15 protein-coding genes and 3 pseudogenes are annotated in these 13,986 nt (G+C 67.9%); 8 read left to right on the forward strand and 10 right to left on the reverse strand.

Going from position 1 to position 13,986, the window contains the following annotated elements:
• Positions 1-1,078 precede the first annotated feature (1,078 nt).
• Complete coding sequence (locus LIU39_RS20205) at positions 1,079-1,339, reverse strand: hypothetical protein (protein WP_227048190.1); 261 nt, start codon at positions 1,337-1,339, stop codon at positions 1,079-1,081.
• A gap of 713 nt (positions 1,340-2,052) precedes the next feature.
• On the opposite strand from LIU39_RS20205, the gene LIU39_RS20210 reads away from it, so the two are divergent.
• From LIU39_RS20210 to LIU39_RS20225, 4 genes are all read left to right on the forward strand, one after another.
• Positions 2,053-2,346, forward strand: a complete 294-nt coding sequence (locus LIU39_RS20210) for a hypothetical protein (protein WP_227048191.1) — start codon at positions 2,053-2,055, stop codon at positions 2,344-2,346.
• Positions 2,347-2,354: 8 nt separating this feature from the next.
• Positions 2,355-3,467, forward strand: a complete 1,113-nt coding sequence (locus LIU39_RS20215) for a hypothetical protein (protein ID WP_227048193.1) — start codon at positions 2,355-2,357, stop codon at positions 3,465-3,467.
• 78 nt (positions 3,468-3,545) lie between these two features.
• The gene (locus tag LIU39_RS20220) at positions 3,546-3,695 is read left to right on the forward strand and encodes a hypothetical protein (protein ID WP_227048195.1); all 150 of its coding nucleotides are present in this window, start codon (positions 3,546-3,548) and stop codon (positions 3,693-3,695) included.
• A 57-nt stretch (positions 3,696-3,752) separates the two neighbouring features.
• Complete coding sequence (locus tag LIU39_RS20225; RefSeq protein WP_227048198.1) at positions 3,753-3,980, forward strand: hypothetical protein; 228 nt, start codon at positions 3,753-3,755, stop codon at positions 3,978-3,980.
• A 202-nt stretch (positions 3,981-4,182) separates the two neighbouring features.
• Here LIU39_RS20225 and LIU39_RS35630 read toward each other — a convergent pair whose 3' ends face one another.
• Together LIU39_RS35630 and LIU39_RS20235 are read right to left on the reverse strand one after the other, a co-directional pair.
• On the reverse strand, positions 4,183-4,374 hold the full coding sequence (locus LIU39_RS35630; RefSeq protein WP_372463980.1) for a hypothetical protein: 192 nt from the start codon (positions 4,372-4,374) through the stop codon (positions 4,183-4,185).
• 168 nt (positions 4,375-4,542) lie between these two features.
• Positions 4,543-4,890 carry an ArsR/SmtB family transcription factor gene (locus tag LIU39_RS20235; RefSeq protein ID WP_227048199.1) on the reverse strand — a complete coding sequence of 116 codons (348 nt, stop codon included), beginning with the start codon at positions 4,888-4,890 and terminating at the stop codon, positions 4,543-4,545.
• A gap of 92 nt (positions 4,891-4,982) precedes the next feature.
• Here LIU39_RS20235 and LIU39_RS20240 point away from each other — a divergent pair, with 92 nt between their 5' ends.
• Complete coding sequence (locus LIU39_RS20240; RefSeq protein WP_227048200.1) at positions 4,983-5,369, forward strand: nuclear transport factor 2 family protein; 387 nt, start codon at positions 4,983-4,985, stop codon at positions 5,367-5,369.
• Positions 5,370-5,654: 285 nt separating this feature from the next.
• Here LIU39_RS20240 and LIU39_RS35760 read toward each other — a convergent pair.
• The 3 genes and pseudogenes from LIU39_RS35760 to LIU39_RS20255 all read right to left on the reverse strand — a co-directional run.
• Positions 5,655-5,804: pseudogene (locus LIU39_RS35760) on the reverse strand (IS701 family transposase); the annotation flags it as partial.
• Positions 5,803-6,049: pseudogene (locus LIU39_RS20250) on the reverse strand (IS701 family transposase); the annotation flags it as partial. The pseudogenes LIU39_RS35760 and LIU39_RS20250, both read right to left, overlap by 2 nt.
• Positions 6,050-6,317: 268 nt before the next feature.
• On the reverse strand, positions 6,318-6,920 hold the full coding sequence (locus LIU39_RS20255) for a dTDP-4-dehydrorhamnose 3,5-epimerase family protein (protein ID WP_227048202.1): 603 nt from the start codon (positions 6,918-6,920) through the stop codon (positions 6,318-6,320).
• Between the two features lie 314 nt (positions 6,921-7,234).
• Here LIU39_RS20255 and LIU39_RS20260 point away from each other — a divergent pair, with 314 nt between their 5' ends.
• The 3 genes and pseudogenes from LIU39_RS20260 to LIU39_RS20270 all read left to right on the forward strand — a co-directional run bounded on the left by LIU39_RS20260 (position 7,235) and on the right by LIU39_RS20270 (position 9,140).
• Positions 7,235-7,552: a transposase gene (locus tag LIU39_RS20260; RefSeq protein WP_227048254.1), complete on the forward strand. Its 318-nt coding sequence runs from the start codon at positions 7,235-7,237 to the stop codon at positions 7,550-7,552.
• Between the two features lie 95 nt (positions 7,553-7,647).
• On the forward strand, positions 7,648-8,553 hold the full coding sequence (gene rfbA, locus LIU39_RS20265; protein WP_227048203.1) for a glucose-1-phosphate thymidylyltransferase RfbA: 906 nt from the start codon (positions 7,648-7,650) through the stop codon (positions 8,551-8,553).
• Positions 8,553-9,140, forward strand: a pseudogene (locus tag LIU39_RS20270) (NAD-dependent epimerase/dehydratase family protein). Before rfbA ends, LIU39_RS20270 begins: the two are co-directional and overlap by 1 nt.
• A 115-nt stretch (positions 9,141-9,255) precedes the next feature.
• Here LIU39_RS20270 and LIU39_RS20275 read toward each other — a convergent pair.
• The 4 genes from LIU39_RS20275 to LIU39_RS20290 all read right to left on the reverse strand — a co-directional run bounded on the left by LIU39_RS20275 (position 9,256) and on the right by LIU39_RS20290 (position 13,960).
• Positions 9,256-10,140: a GNAT family N-acetyltransferase gene (locus LIU39_RS20275; protein ID WP_227048204.1), complete on the reverse strand. Its 885-nt coding sequence runs from the start codon at positions 10,138-10,140 to the stop codon at positions 9,256-9,258.
• A 48-nt stretch (positions 10,141-10,188) separates the two neighbouring features.
• Positions 10,189-11,760 carry a VOC family protein gene (locus LIU39_RS20280; protein ID WP_227048205.1) on the reverse strand — a complete coding sequence of 524 codons (1,572 nt, stop codon included), beginning with the start codon at positions 11,758-11,760 and terminating at the stop codon, positions 10,189-10,191.
• A gap of 62 nt (positions 11,761-11,822) precedes the next feature.
• Positions 11,823-12,980, reverse strand: coding sequence for a DegT/DnrJ/EryC1/StrS family aminotransferase (locus tag LIU39_RS20285; RefSeq protein WP_227048207.1), 1,158 nt, complete (start codon positions 12,978-12,980; stop codon positions 11,823-11,825).
• A complete protein-coding gene (locus LIU39_RS20290) occupies positions 12,977-13,960 on the reverse strand; it encodes an aspartyl/asparaginyl beta-hydroxylase domain-containing protein (RefSeq protein ID WP_227048209.1) in 984 nt (327 codons plus the stop codon). Before LIU39_RS20290 ends, LIU39_RS20285 begins: the two co-directional genes overlap by 4 nt.
• Positions 13,961-13,986 lie beyond the last annotated feature (26 nt).

Genomic DNA, 13,986 nt, shown 5'->3' on the forward strand with positions numbered 1-13,986 from the left:
GACGCTTCCTTTGCGCCTGTTTCACCAGGCTCTCCGGGCGCTTCCCTTCGGTCTTGCGTTTCCGACTCTATCAGATCCTCGCGGTCCCGATTTTCGCCGGTGCGATCCGGCCTCTCGGCCTTTTCGCTTTTCCAACTCTACCAGATCCGTTTCCGTCTCCGGCCCCCCGTTGGAGCGGGGTTGGCCTTCCAGCTTTCGCTTTCCGGCCTTTCCGACTCTATCAGATCCGATTCTCGCCGTTTCCGGTCCGAATTCATTTCCGATTCCCCGTCGGAGGAGGTCTCGCTGCGCCTTTCGGCGTGGTCACTACTTTAGCGGAATTCCTCGGTGACTCATAATCGAGCCGCGGTCCGAATTTCGGCATGCCGAAATTGTTCCCGGTGAGGAGTCATGCAGTAGTGGTGTGCCGCGAAGCGGCGGATGGCTGCCGTGGGGCCGGTTGGCTCCGTGGCAACTCGGAGAACACTACACGAGCCGTTCAAGGCTCGTAACAGGGTCACAAGTGGGCCTTCCTGAGGCGTCGCCAGCAGATGAGGCTGTGGGCCAGGGAGACGAGGGCGTCGTGGAGTTCGGCGCGGCGTTCCCAGCGGACAGTGAGGCGCTTGAAGTGGTGGAGCGGGAGCAAGGGGCTGCTCGACGACGTTGCGGAGCCTTCCCCTGCCCCTGGTGTTCGGGGCCCCGTTGCAGGAGACGACGGGCGGGATCCGGTGCTTGCGGAGTTCTTCGCGACGATGTCATGCACCTGCGGAGTTGCGGAGCGGTCCTCGCGCGGAGCCAGTGTCGCGTCGTCGTTGGACGGTGCGACTACAAGAGCCGGGCCCCGGGGATGTCGCAGTTGTCCCCCTGGACCAGTGGGTGTCCGGGGGCAGTCGGCCATGCGTTGGACCATGGCACCTGGCGGCGATCTACAGGCGCACGGTCTCAGGACGGCTGTAGCGCCGGGCGGGATTCCTGGGGGTAGCGCTGGGCAGGCGCCGGTCCAGGTGATAGCGCAGCCGCATCCCGGGCCGGTCCGTCTTCCACGTCGGCGGCCTTTCGCTTCAGCATGACGTCATGGCCCGGCTTCTGCGGTAGCGGCTCACGCCGCCCCCGAGCCGGAGAAGTCCCCGGCCTTGAAGCGGGCGACGATCGCGTCGTCCTCGTCGGCGGCTTGGGCCGACATGGCCCAGCGGGCGAGGACGCGGTACAGGGTCCTGGGCCGCGTCTGGCGGACCTCCGGGGCGTACGTATCAACGTCCGAGGGGTCCAGGGTGGCGGGGATGCCGTCCATCGTCGCGGGCACGTGAACGGGCTGGCCGTCGATGGATGTGGTCCACGTCGCTGCAGAGATATCACCCACGTGGTGATCCTCCCTCGGCTACCGCCAACGTACGCCCCGACCGCGGGCCGGGCCCTCACTTTGGTACTGGCAAGCCCTGCAAGGGGGTACCCGGTCCGGGTCACTCGATGAACGGGCCCCCAGCACAGGCTCTCTCATGGCTGGCCTTCTCGTCCGGCCCCTACCTCACCGGGGCCATCGCGACCGCGGCCGGTAGCTTCACCTACGCACGTTGGCCATCGCTGTCACCATGGCCGCCGGAATGGCTGTCTTGCTGACCACAGGGCGCTGGACAGCAAGACCGGACGGGGAGCCTGTCGTGACCACCGCACTGATCATCGGCGGCATCCAGCAGGGCAGCACGCGTAGCTACCCGTTCGCCAGGTGGTCGTGCCTCCGCTCACCGAACTGCTGCCCCGTGCCCGCGCGGCCGGTGCCCTCGTCGTGTTCGTGCACTTCGCCTTCCGGGTCAACGGGGCCGACTTGCCACCGGGCAACGCACTCTCAGAACGTTTACCGGTGCGTCGGGCGCGGCCGGCGGGTGGACACCGCAACGAATCGGTGCCCCGGCCCGGACGAGCAGATCGTCGACACGATCACCGGGTACGGGCCGACCGGACCAGAGCGACAAGACGGCCGCGATGTGGCTGGATCTGACGCAACGCCCGGGCCGACGAGCAGCCGCCTGAGTACCGTCGCTCAAGAGACGGCCGACTGCACTGCACGGGGTGGGAATGGAAGCTGACACACGCTGGATGCGCCAATGCGCCGACGACATCGACGCCACAGCGGGCGCCGTACGCACACTCCTCGGCAGCGCGGACGGCGCGGTCAGCACGCTCAAGAGCGCGGCGCCAGGATGGAGTTTCACCGGCAGCGTGGACGAGATGTCGTCCCGGTGGGAGACCCTCAACAAAGTGGTCCGCGACGAGCTGTCCGAAGCCGCCGAGAACATCCGGTTCAACGCCAGCGACCACGACGGCAACGAGAACCTCATCACCGAGACCTGGCACAACCTCTTCGGATAGGCGGAGAAATGGTCGACATGACCGCGCTGACGAGCCTGGATCTCGGGAAGTTCCGCGAAGCGGCGTCCGACTGGCAATGGATTGCCTCACGCCTGCGGCAGGCCGACGAGGGCTACGAGGGCTCTGTCACCAAGCCACTGAAATCCGGGCAGCACTGGAGCGGCGATGACGCGACGGAAGCATCCCGCACGTGTGACGGGATCCGCCTCGATATCGAAGCCGTCGCCAAGGAGGCCGAGGCCGTCCAGACGTTCCTCGATGATGTCGTGGACGGAACCGGCGACGGCTTCGGAAGCCTCAGCGACCACCAGCGCCGGGCGGTCGAGCTGCATCAAGAGGCCATCGGCCACGGCTTCAGCGTCAGCCCGGACGGAGCCGTTACCTGGGCCGTGATGCGCGCACCAGGTCCGCTCTCTCCAGAGGAACAGCGGGCAGATCAGGAACGGACCGCCCAGGCCAAACAGATCGAAGACAAGCTCAAGGACGTGCTGCGCGCGGCGACCGAGATCGATGGGAGCCTGGAGCGTGGGCTGAAGGTCATCTTCGGTACGGAGGACACTTTCCGCACCGAGAACAGAGGCCGCGTCGACCGCGACGACGCGGGTATGGGCGACGGCTGGAATGAGGCCCAGCTCGGCCTCGTCCGCGGCTACCTGAACACAAAAGGGTGGGACGATGCCGCCACCCTGCTGGGGCACTACCTTGAGGGGAACGGCGAACCTGTTGACGTCGACGCGAACCGCATGCTCGACGACATGCCGGCCTTCCGTAGGGACGTGGACACCACCCTGACCGGCGTGAAGAAGCTGCCGGACGGAACGTTCCAGAGCTCGTGGCAGAGCAGCAGCCCCAACATCTCCGAGGGCGACAAGAGCCTGAACTGGTACTACGCGCTGAACCACTTCGAGTACCGGACCGTCGGCCACAAGCAGGGCGACCACATCAGCTATCAGGTCGAGGTACGCAAGCGGTATGACTGGGGAGTCCCCAGTGAACACCGGCGCGACCTCGACAAGGGGCCGCTGAACTTTGAGCAGGCGGACCTGGCACGGCTCAACATGGTCGGCATGGCCAAGGACTTCGACGTCAAGGGGCGCAGCGCGACACGGCAGGTCGGTTAGACAGTCGGCGCCGTGGATCCCGGATCAGGAAATGGTGTGGAAAAACGCAAAAGGGTAGTGCTGTCGTGCACTGTGCTGGTGGGGATCACGCTGGTTGCGGTCGGCCTGTTCAGCTGGTGGATGATCGACGCGCTCAAGTCCCCCGTGGAGGGCTGGCAGGAAGGGCCGACACCGCGATCGAGCGCACCGGCCTCCTTCAGCGTCAGCCCGGACCCGGGGCAGCGGTAGCAGAACCCGCGAAGACCTGACCTTCCCTGGTTCCTCGCCTCGGGCGGTGAGGCCCTCGTGGAGCAGTGCCGTGGCCGGGCGGCCCGGTGCGCGTCCGGCTTCGACGGCCGCGCGGGTCTCCCCGGGCAGCGGGTCGGCGTACAGGCGGGCCTGCAGCCACCAGCGGCGCAGTACGCCCAGCAGCTCGGTCTCGCCCACCTCGCCCAACTCCCGGTAGAACTCCATCCGGTCCGCCGGCGGCAGCGCCTGGGCCACGGCATTCTGCGTGCGTGGCAGCGGCGGTAGCCCGGCGCCGCCGGGATGCACTGCGCTCATGCCCTCAGCTTCAGAGCCCCTGCCGCCTCCGACTGGGTCGCCGACACTCCCGCATCGACAACGTCCTCGCCCGCCCATAGGCAGAGGCCGGCGAAATGCCACCGCTTCTGCCGTGTGGTCTGAGGTGCAGTCCGGCCGGGCCCGGCGGACGCTGGGGGCATGGCCGTGCCCATCACCGTGCACCGTCTCGCGCCACCGGGGGCGCCGCGTCACCGCACACGTCGCCGGCCGTGTCCAGGTCCTCGGCGTCGCCTGCTCGGATCGGGACGCCCTCGAATTCGTTCGCCGCGCGGGCCTGGAAGACGACGACCAGGCACTGCTCGACGATCCGGCGTGGGTGCAGTGGGCCGGCGACGAACCCCACTCCTGGAGATCCAATGACCGGTAGGCGCCCTCCCCTGCGGGGCGACGGCTTCGGGGCAGCAAGGGGCGTGCCGGGTCCGCCGGCCGCCTGAACACATTCCTGGCCGAACGCCCCCGTAGCCAAGGCGACTCGACCGGCGGCTACCAGCAACGTCAGGGCCGGCAACACCTAGTTGCCGACGATCTGGATGACGGCCGGGTCGTCGGCCGCTGCGGCGAGGATGCCGTCGAGTACGCCGGGGAAGCGGGCGTCGAGGTCTGCTCGGCGCAGGTACAGCAGCAGTCGGCGGCCGTCACGGTGCTGATGGACGACGCCGCTTTCGCGCAGCACGCGCCAGTGGTGGCTGGCGGTGGATTTCGAGATCTCGGGCAGCACCTCGCCGCACGAGGTCTCCTGCCCTTCCCGCTCGTGGGCCGCCAGCCGTTGCACCACCAGGAGGCGCAGCGGGTGGGACAGCGCTTCGAGCACGTCGGTGATGCGGATGTCCTGTGCTGGGGGGTTCCTCAAGGCGGCCACAGTTCGATGATACGCGTACGTTCACACGACCTTTCGATGATCTAGAGTAATGTTCGCGTACACACGAACAAACGAACCGAAGGGCTGGCTCCATGAGTGATCACGCTGAGCGGTACGGCATCGGCAAGGCGTTCCACACCGCGCTCGCCACGGCGGACTGGGACGGTATCCGATCCCTGCTGCACGACGAGGCGGTATGGGTCCTGCCGGGAGACAACACCATCTCCGGTGCAGCCGAGGGGGCGGACGCCGTCGTGGAGCGAGCCCGGAAGATCGCGGGCTACGGACTCCGCTTCGAGCTTCTGAACATCCTCGTCAGCAGGGAGAACATGGCACTGTCCCTGCACAACACCGCCCGTCGCGACGATGCCGTCCTCGACGAGTACCTGTCCACGGTGTGCACCCTGCGCGACGGCAAGATCGCCTCCATCGAGACCTATCTCTCCGACGTCGACGGCATGAACGCCTTCTTCGTCTGACCCGGACCCCGCTCCTTCGAGGGCGGAAGGCGGCGAGCGACTTGAGTACGACGGGGCCCGGGTGCGGGGAGCAGGACGGTTCCAACTGCTTTGCGAACAGCGGTGGTTGTGGGTGAGGTCGCTCATGGCGACGGTGCGGCTGGGGTATGGCTCGCGACGTGAATCCTCTCCCGTATCGGTCGCGGCGCGTCCGCAGCCCGCTCCCCGTGCTGCCGCCGCCGGCGTGCTGCTTCTCGCGGCGCCGACCGGATGCGCAAACGACTCCACCCCTGCTTTCCCTGTATAGCCGGTGGCCCATGCGCGGGCGCGTAGAGCGGTCAGGCAGGCGTGGGCGGCCATGGCCAAGGTGGTGTGGCGGCGCCGGCCGGGGTAGCGGTGAACCTGGTAATCATCCAGGCCGCATTCCTGCTTGGCGGTCTGGAAACATTCCTCGATCAGGCACGTCGTCCAGGACGGGATCAGCGTCCCACTCGATCCGGTTCAGCAACCGATGGATGCGATCCGGCCGGCCTGCTCGGCCGGCGTCCACCGTTCTTCCGCTCCAGCGGAGCCATCAGACCCCGCATACAGGAAAGAGCCGGCTCCCGCGGCTCCGACCGGTTGAACCGGTGCACGAAACGCTCGTGCACAGCACTCAACTCACCTGCCCACGACTCCACTTCAGCGAGATCCCCACCCACAACCACACCAACGACCGACCTGTCCAACCGCCACGACAAACACCGTTGCAGTGCTAGCTCAGCAAAGCCACGACAGCGACGGATCCCGCTCGGCACTCTTCGCGGCGCTCACCCCTCCACGGCGGACCGGCCCAGTCGGGCAGACCGCTCCCCCGGCGCAGCGTGCCGGACCAGCCCCGCTGACGGGAGGCGGGGCCCGAACCGGCAACGGACCTGCACGCGCGAAGACCACCGGCAAGAGTCCACGGTGAGCCGTTTTGTGGCGTGTTCAGGCCGTTTTCCCGTCACGCAGGGAACGGTGGAAGGCGACGCAGCCGTCGTAGGTCGGCAGCAGGCCGCGCCGTTCCATCTCCGCGATGCCCGGGGCCCGTTGGTCCTTCTCCGAGAGAATCGGGGCGATCTCCTCGGGCCAAGCGATCCCGAGGTCCGGGTCGAGCGGGTGCACGCCGTGCTCCCTCCCGGAGTCGTAGCCCTGCGAGGTGAGGTAGACGACGACCGCTTCGCCGGTGAGGGCCATGAAGGAGTGACCGAGCCCCGCCTCGACGTACAGGCTGCGGTGCGGGTCATCGAGCAGGACGGCCTCCCAGGAGCGGTACGTGGGCGAGCCGGTCCTGATGTCCACCACCACATCCAGCACGGCTCCGCTGAGACAGGTGACGTGCTTGGCCTGACTGGGCGGGACCTGGGCGAAGTGCACCCCTCGCAGCGCCCCGCGCCGCGAGACGGACCGGTTGACCTGGGCGACCCCCGGTTCGTAGCCGAGCACGCAGCTCAGCGACCGGCCGCTGTACAACTCCTGGAACTCGCCTCGCTCGTCGGCGAACGTACGGGTCTCCGACAGCCAGGCACCTTGCACACCGAGCGGGCGCATCCGCGCCTCCTCTCACGATGGTTCGGCAACTGCGTGAACGGCTTCATCGGTGGACACGGGGATGGCGCCCTCCGGAGTGGTGGAAAACTCCGCAGGGCCAGCGGCATGGGGTGAGCCACCGAAGGACCGTCGAAGGGGCGGGGCAAAGTTCCCGAGGAAGTCGTCCTCAACGGCTCTGTCCAGTCTGACCCATTCGAGCTGCTGGAGGCACTGCCCGCGTCGGACAGCATGGAGACGGCCCGTGCCGCCCTGGAGCGGATGCCGCAGGATTTCATCAAGGCGGAGGCGACCGACCGCCATCGGCGCGGCCCCGCATCAGCGCACTCCGGCGCAGACCGGTCGACGAGACGTCCTTCGCCGCTTTGTACGGCGTCAGCCCGGCCGGGCAGTCCTCGGGTAAACCCGACCGGCGCCCGAACCGCGGCAGCAAGTACCAGGCCGACACCACCCTCTACCGCATCGCCGTGACCCGCATACGCTGGGACGAACGCACCCAGACCTACCTGCAACGACGCACAGCCGAGGGCATGTCCGAGCACGAAGCCGTCCAGTGCCTCAAAAGGCACACGGCACGCAAGCTCTGCCGACATATCCAGTCATCGGTCACCACACCACTCTCGTCTACGGCTTGACTCATCAGAGGGGCTTCTGGAGGAGACGTGACCCACCCAATGTTCCGGGCGGCGCGCCGAATGGCCGCATGCCCCTGTCGTACGGTCTCAATCCGGTGAAGGGCGTAGTCCTGGCGGGCGGGAACGGGACACGGCTGCAGCCCCTCACCCTGGTGGGTTCCAAACAGCTCGCCCCGGTCTACGACAAGCCCATGGTCTATTACCCGCTGTCCGTGCTCATGCTCGCGGGCATCGACGATGTCCTCATCATCACCCGCCCCGCAGAGATCGAGCTGTTCCGCAGGTTGTTCGGATGCGGCAGCAGGCTCGGCATGCATATCGACTACGCGGCCCAGGAGGAGCCACGGGGCATCGCCGACGCCTTCCGTGTCGGCGCCGACCGCATAACGGGCGAGGACTGCGCCCTGGTCCTGGGCGACAACCTCTTCCACGGCGCCAAGCTGCCCTCCATACTGCGCAGAGCTGCGCGAGAGCTGCGCGGCTGTGTCCTCTTCGGCCAGCACGTCGCCGAGCCCCAGCGCTTCGGCGTCGCTGAGATCGGCGCGAAGGGCAATCTCCTCTCCATCGAGGAGAAGCCGGAGCACCCGCGCTCCAACCTCGCGATCCCGGGCCTGTACTTCTTCGACGACACCGTGACGGGCATCGCGCGGGGCCTGCGGCCCTCGGCGCGCGGCGAGTTGGAGATCACCGACGTTCTGCGCGCGTATCTGGCGGAGGGGCGTGCCGACTTGATCCGGCTCGGCCAGGACGTCACCTGGCTGGACACCGGAACGCACGAATCCCTTCTCGACGCGGGCCGGTTCGTCCGAGACGTACAGCACCGCCAGGGCTCGCGTCTCGGCTGTGTCGAGGAGATCGCCATGCGCATGGGCTTCATCAGCGCGGATGCCTGCTACGAGCTCGGTGCCGAGATGAGCGATTCGCCCTACGGCCAGTACGTCATGGAGAGGGCTCGCGCACACCGCCTGGACCCGGCACCCGCCACCTTCCTGGAGGAATGATGCATCTCCTGGTCACCGGCGCCGGCGGCTTCATCGGTTCCACGTACGTCCACATGCTGCTCGCGCCCAACCCCCTTGAGACGGCGGTCGAGGTCTGCCGCGTCGCCGTGCTCGACGACCTCGACCTCGCCCACTCCCGGCTGAGCTTCGTCCGGGGTGACATCTGCGACGCTGAGCTCGTCGACCGGGTCATGGTCCTCTGCTGCCACCGCGCCTACGGCCTGGACGTCCGGGTCACCCGCTGCTGCGACGCATACGGGCCGCGGCAGTTCCCCGAGAAGGTCATTCCACGTTCGTCTCGCGCCTGCTCGACGGCCGCGAGGTACCGCTCTACGGCGACGGCGGCAACATCCGCGACGGCTGCACGTGGAGGACCGCTGCCGTGTCGTGGACCTGGTGGGCGTCGGCGGCGGGATCTACGAGATCGGCGGCGGCACCGAGCTGAGCAACCTCGAACTGACAGGGCTGCTGCTCGAAGTGAGCTCGGCTACCGCCCGTGGCGACTTCGCGTCCGGGCTCGCCGAGGCCGTCGCCTGCGGGACGTGGGCTCCTGGTGGGAGCCGACAGGCGCCGGCACCACGACATGACCGAGCAGTCCGCGGGCCGCAACGCTATCGAGGCCGCTCACCGGTGAAGCGGCCTGCGACCTCGATCCGGCAGCGCAGGACCCGACGTTCCGTCAGAACGACGGCAGCCGTGCGGTCACGCCGGCGCGCTGAATTCGAGCCGGTGGCCGTCCGGCAACTGGAACACGAACTCGCGGACGCCCCAGGGTTGTTCGACGGGCGGTTCGACCTGGCCGCTCTCCGCCTCGATGGCTCGCTGGTAGAGGCTGTCGAATTCGGTACCGACGTCGAGAGCGAGAGTCACCGGCCCGCTCTGTGACTGCGACGCGGTGACGAGCCGGAGGCTGGGCCCCACGCTCCACGGTCCGAGCACCAGCCCGGCGACCTCGATGGGCTCGCCCACGGCGAATCCCACTCTGGCGGACAGAATCGGCTGCAGCAGTTCGAGGGTGGCCGGTACGTCGGCCACCGGGAGCACGGGCTCCACGTGCAGTACGGGGGACGGCTCCTGCCTCTTCCGCGTGTTCGTCCGGCCGAGCACGACCACCTCGTGGGGGTGTGCCTGGTGGGTGTACCGCTGGGCCAGCATGCCCCGGCAAGTCATGTCGAGCCGTCGGCATACGGCGAGCGACCGCGTGTTGCTCGCCTGGACCCACGCCTCGACCCGGTCGAGTCCGACGTGCACGAAGGCGTGCTCGATGACGGCCGCCGCTGCTTCGGTGGCGTAACCCCGCCCCCACGCGCGCTTGGCCAGGATCCAGGTGAGGCCGGGAATCTCCACCGCCCCCAGCAGGCCGACCAACCCGACGACCGTGTCGTTCTCGGCGCGGATGGTCCACAGCATGGCGCCGCTCTGCGCGTTGTCCTCGGCCAGCAGGAGCCGTGTCTCCGCCGCCGAGGCGGTCTCCGGTCGGGTCCACCAGGCCATGACCTCCGGATCGCCGTACGCCGTGTGCAGTGCTTCGGCGTCCGCGTCGGGATCCAAGGGAACCAGGCTGAGGCGGGCAGTGGCCAGTTTCACCGATGTGGTCCTTTCGTGCCTGCGTCGTCGAGCCCCTCGGGCCAAGGGTCAGACGACGCGCTTCGCTGTGCCAATGACCCGTTCGACGGCGTTCGGGCCGAGCCCTCGCCCGGACGCCAGATGCCGATGAATGAATTCTCGTGCCGTGGCGGGATCCAGGCCGATCATCCGTTGCTGCCGCTCGATGGTCGTCTTCCGCTCCTGGTAGCTGACCGGCAGTTTGTCCACCGAGTCGCACAACACGGAATACTCAGCGGCCAGATAGAGCTTGCGGAATTCCGTGGCGTGAAAATACCGGCCATAGTAGCTGATTCCGCCGATATGGACCAGCTCGTCGGACCAGTCCTGCTGCCATACCTGCTTTCCCGCGCTACGGGCCTCGGCGAACAGGGTCTGCGTCCGGTGCGCCAGCGGCCGCACCGCGTGCGTCCGGTACCCCGTGGCCGCGGCGGCGATCTGGTATCCCACCAGCGTGTCGAAGAACGGCGCTTCCGCCGGCGGCACCGGAAGTCCGGCCTCGTCTGCGGGCAGAACCTCCAGCAGCAGCCGACGCTGGGAGGCGGTGGGGATCCGGCAGTAGGTCCGGTGGTGCAGCAGGGGCACCTTGCTGCCACGCCAGTCGTAGTTCGTCGGGGACAGATACCTCCCCCTGGTCCGTAGTTCCGCGATGACCGCGGCGTTGAGGAACATCAGGTGTGTGCAGCCGATCGGCACTCCGGGCGCCGCCCGGTAGGTCCATACGGCGTTGACCGCTACACCGTCGTCGAACGAGGAGAGGTCTGAGAAGACCTTCGGCTCCAGGACGAAACAGTCGATGTCGATATATCCGAAGTTCGTCCTGTTGGCCTCGAACAGGAACTCCCACGCCGTATTGTCGTCGATTTCCAGTGCGGAGTTGTAGACCGGGCGGTCGAGGTTCTCGCTCAGCCACCGTTGCTCCTCGTCGGTCAGTCCCGAACCGAACAGCACCAGGTTCACCTCCGCCGGAATGTGCTTTTCCGAGGCGAGCACCCAATGGAGCAGGCCGCTGGTGAAGAACATGTACACGGGATTCAGTCGGCTCGGCAGGTTGCCGTAGAACCGCTCGAACCTGGCGTACTCCGCTCGTTCCTCCCGTGCGAACCGGACGTCGCGTACGACGGTGCGTACCCGTGGGGGAACCACCTGTTCGGTGAGCCGGCGTAATGCCGGACGCCATCCTTCGCCGGCCTCGGCGAAGGCGACCCTGTTGCCCCAGTCGTCGCAGATCTCCAGCATCCGGCTGGACACCGCGGAGATGCCGATGCCGACATCGATACGGACGCCGCGCGCCCGTAGTTGGCCGGCCACACGGTCGATGTCGTCGACGAAGAAGACAGCGTCCCAGTACGACTGGTCCGGCCGACGGCGAACCGGTTCGCCGGATCCCTCCTCGGTCTGTGACAACAGCACAGCGCCACCGCGACGGGCGGCGGTGCACAGCGCCGCATGCGGTTGGGCACCGCCGAGGAGACTGACCTGCGCGAACCCCAACTGATCACGGTAGAAGCGCACGGCCCGGTCCAGCTCACCCACCCGCAGGCAGGGCACCCCCTGCCCGTTGCCGAGTACCAGATTCGCGAGTTTCCGTTTCACGCTCACCACAGCGTCTCCTTGTCCTCTGGGTCCTCTGGGTCCTCTGGGTCCTCTGGGTCCTCTGGGTGTTACGGCGTCCCGATCCCCGCCGGCCCGCTCAGTTCGGCGACGGCGGAACAGAGTTCGGTCGCCACCGTGTCGAGCTGTTCGTCGTCGAGGCCCTGGTGCAGCGGGATGCACAGGGTCTCCTCCGACGCGCGCTCGGCGCCGGGCAGTGGCGGCTGCGGACCGTAGGCGCTGACCAGGTGCAGCGGCGCGTAGCGAAAGCTCGTATAGACCCCGCGCCGGTACAGCCGCGTGGCGACCTCGTCACGGATGCGCCGGTCCATCCGCACCCAGTAGAAGTAGTACGAGGACTCGTGTCCTGGAGGCGGCGGAGGCGGGCAGCGCAGTCCCGCAACGCCCGCGAGTCTGCTGTTGTACCAGTGGGTGATCTCCTGGCGCCGCCGGATGAATGACGGCAGCCGCTCCAGCTGCACCGCCCCGATCGCCGACGCGATGTCGTTGGTGATCGACCGGCGGCCGAACGGTCCGACCTGGAAGTCCCACCAGCGTGCGCGGGTGGCCGCCTGCGCGTACCCGCTGACCTGTCGCATGCCGAGGTAGGCCCGTTCGGCGGCCCGGTGGGCCACCGCCGGATCTCTGGCGTAGAGCATGCCGCCGTCGCCCGTCACCAGGATCTTCATCGGGTCGAAGCTCCACAGCCCGATGTCGCCGAAGGTGCCGCAGGCGGTCCCGGCCGCCCGCGAGGCCACGGCGCAGGCGGCGTCCTCGACCAGTGGGATCCCGCGGTCGCGGCACAGTGCGGCGATGTTCTCCATGTCGCCCGGGTAGCCGCCGTAGTGGAGCACCAGGACAGCCCGGGTGGCCGCGGTGAGCCGGGGCGCGATGTGGTCCACGCCCGGGTTGAGCGTGGCCGGATCGACATCGCAGAACACGGGTGTGGCGCCCCGCGCCGCCACGGCGTTCGCCGCGCCGACGAAACTCACCGAGGGCAGGACGACCTCGTCACCGGGCCCGACGTCCAGCAGCTCCATCGCCAGGAACAGCCCCTCGGTACAGGAGTTGAGCGAGACGAGCCGGTCGTCCGGCACACCGAGGTGCGCGGCGAACGCCGCCTCGAAGGTGCTGGTCCTTGGGCCCTTGCCCAGCCAGCCGCTGGCGAACACCGCGCGGACACCGGCCAGTTCTTCCTCGCCCACGGCCGGTTCGAACAGGTTGATCATCGGCGTGGTCCGTGCGTGGTGTCCGCGCGTTCCCAGCGCACCTGGTCGCCGTCGAGGCGTACGCCTGTGAGCCCCGTGTCCGACATGTAGGTCGCGACCAGTTCCCGGACCCCGGCGTCCGGAGTGAGGACGATCTCTCCGTCGCGGATGTCCACCCTTTCCACGCCGCGTTCCCTCATGAATGCGATGATCTGCTCCTCGAAGTTCCGCCGCCGCCCGAGCACGCGCTGCCGGTGGTCGCCCTCCAGGTCCGGGTGCAGCACGTCGAGGATGAGCACCACCCTGTCCTCGGTGCCCCGGTGCCACACCTCGTGTTCGAAGGAGTCGTCAAAGACCAGACATCTGCCCTCCTGCCACTGCATCTCCCGGTCCGCCACGCGGATGCTCACTCCGGTCGGCACGATGATCGGCAGGTGGATCCGCAGCAGCGCGTTCGTCGGGCCGCAGTGCGGCATGATGTGCGTGCCGGGGGCGACCCTGGACATCGTGATCACTCCAGGGCTGAGTTCGGTGACGTCGGGGATCTTCTCCACGATGCTCGCCGTGACCGGGAACCGCACACGGACAGGGCTCTGCCAGCGGCCGTCCCGGTACAGATGTCCCTGTTTCCAGGAGCCCTTGCGGATCAGCCCGGCGTCGTCGGTGGTGGGCACCACCGGATCGAGCGGGCTGTCCAGCACCTTCTCCACTTCCGCCCTGATCCGCGGATAGTTCTCCTCCAGGTAGCCGACGAACCAGAACTCCCCCGGATCGTGCAGCGGCTGTGCGCGCAGTCCGGGAATGTGCTCCCGGGCCCGTTGCAGGGGCTGGTCCCAGACTCCCTGCTGGACCGCGGCGTTGGCGCACTCCATCGCCTTCGCCGTTTCACCGGCGTAGTGCCAGGCGTCGATCAGACTGGCGTAGTAGCGCCGGATCATCTGCGTCAGGTACGCGCGCGTCCCGACGGTGCCGGAGGTGCCCGCAATCTCGTTCTCGATCATGCTCGCTCTCTCCCCTCCCCAGTGGG

Origin of the sequence: Streptomyces pinistramenti, assembly GCF_020564935.1 — a bacterium.
In the GTDB taxonomy this organism is placed as follows: domain Bacteria; phylum Actinomycetota; class Actinomycetes; order Streptomycetales; family Streptomycetaceae; genus Streptomyces; species Streptomyces pinistramenti.

Bases quoted from the DNA above. Each gene is read 5' to 3' on its own strand.
- LIU39_RS20210 (WP_227048191.1), top strand. From the start codon at position 2,053: ATGGAAGCTGACACACGCTGGATGCGCCAATGCGCCGACGACATCGAC.
- LIU39_RS20215 (WP_227048193.1), top strand. From the start codon at position 2,355: ATGGTCGACATGACCGCGCTGACGAGCCTGGATCTCGGGAAGTTCCGC.
- LIU39_RS20240 (WP_227048200.1), top strand. From the start codon at position 4,983: ATGAGTGATCACGCTGAGCGGTACGGCATCGGCAAGGCGTTCCACACC.
- LIU39_RS20255 (WP_227048202.1), bottom strand. From the start codon at position 6,920: ATGCGCCCGCTCGGTGTGCAAGGTGCCTGGCTGTCGGAGACCCGTACG.
- LIU39_RS20285 (WP_227048207.1), bottom strand. From the start codon at position 12,980: ATGATCAACCTGTTCGAACCGGCCGTGGGCGAGGAAGAACTGGCCGGT.
- LIU39_RS20290 (WP_227048209.1), bottom strand. From the start codon at position 13,960: ATGATCGAGAACGAGATTGCGGGCACCTCCGGCACCGTCGGGACGCGC.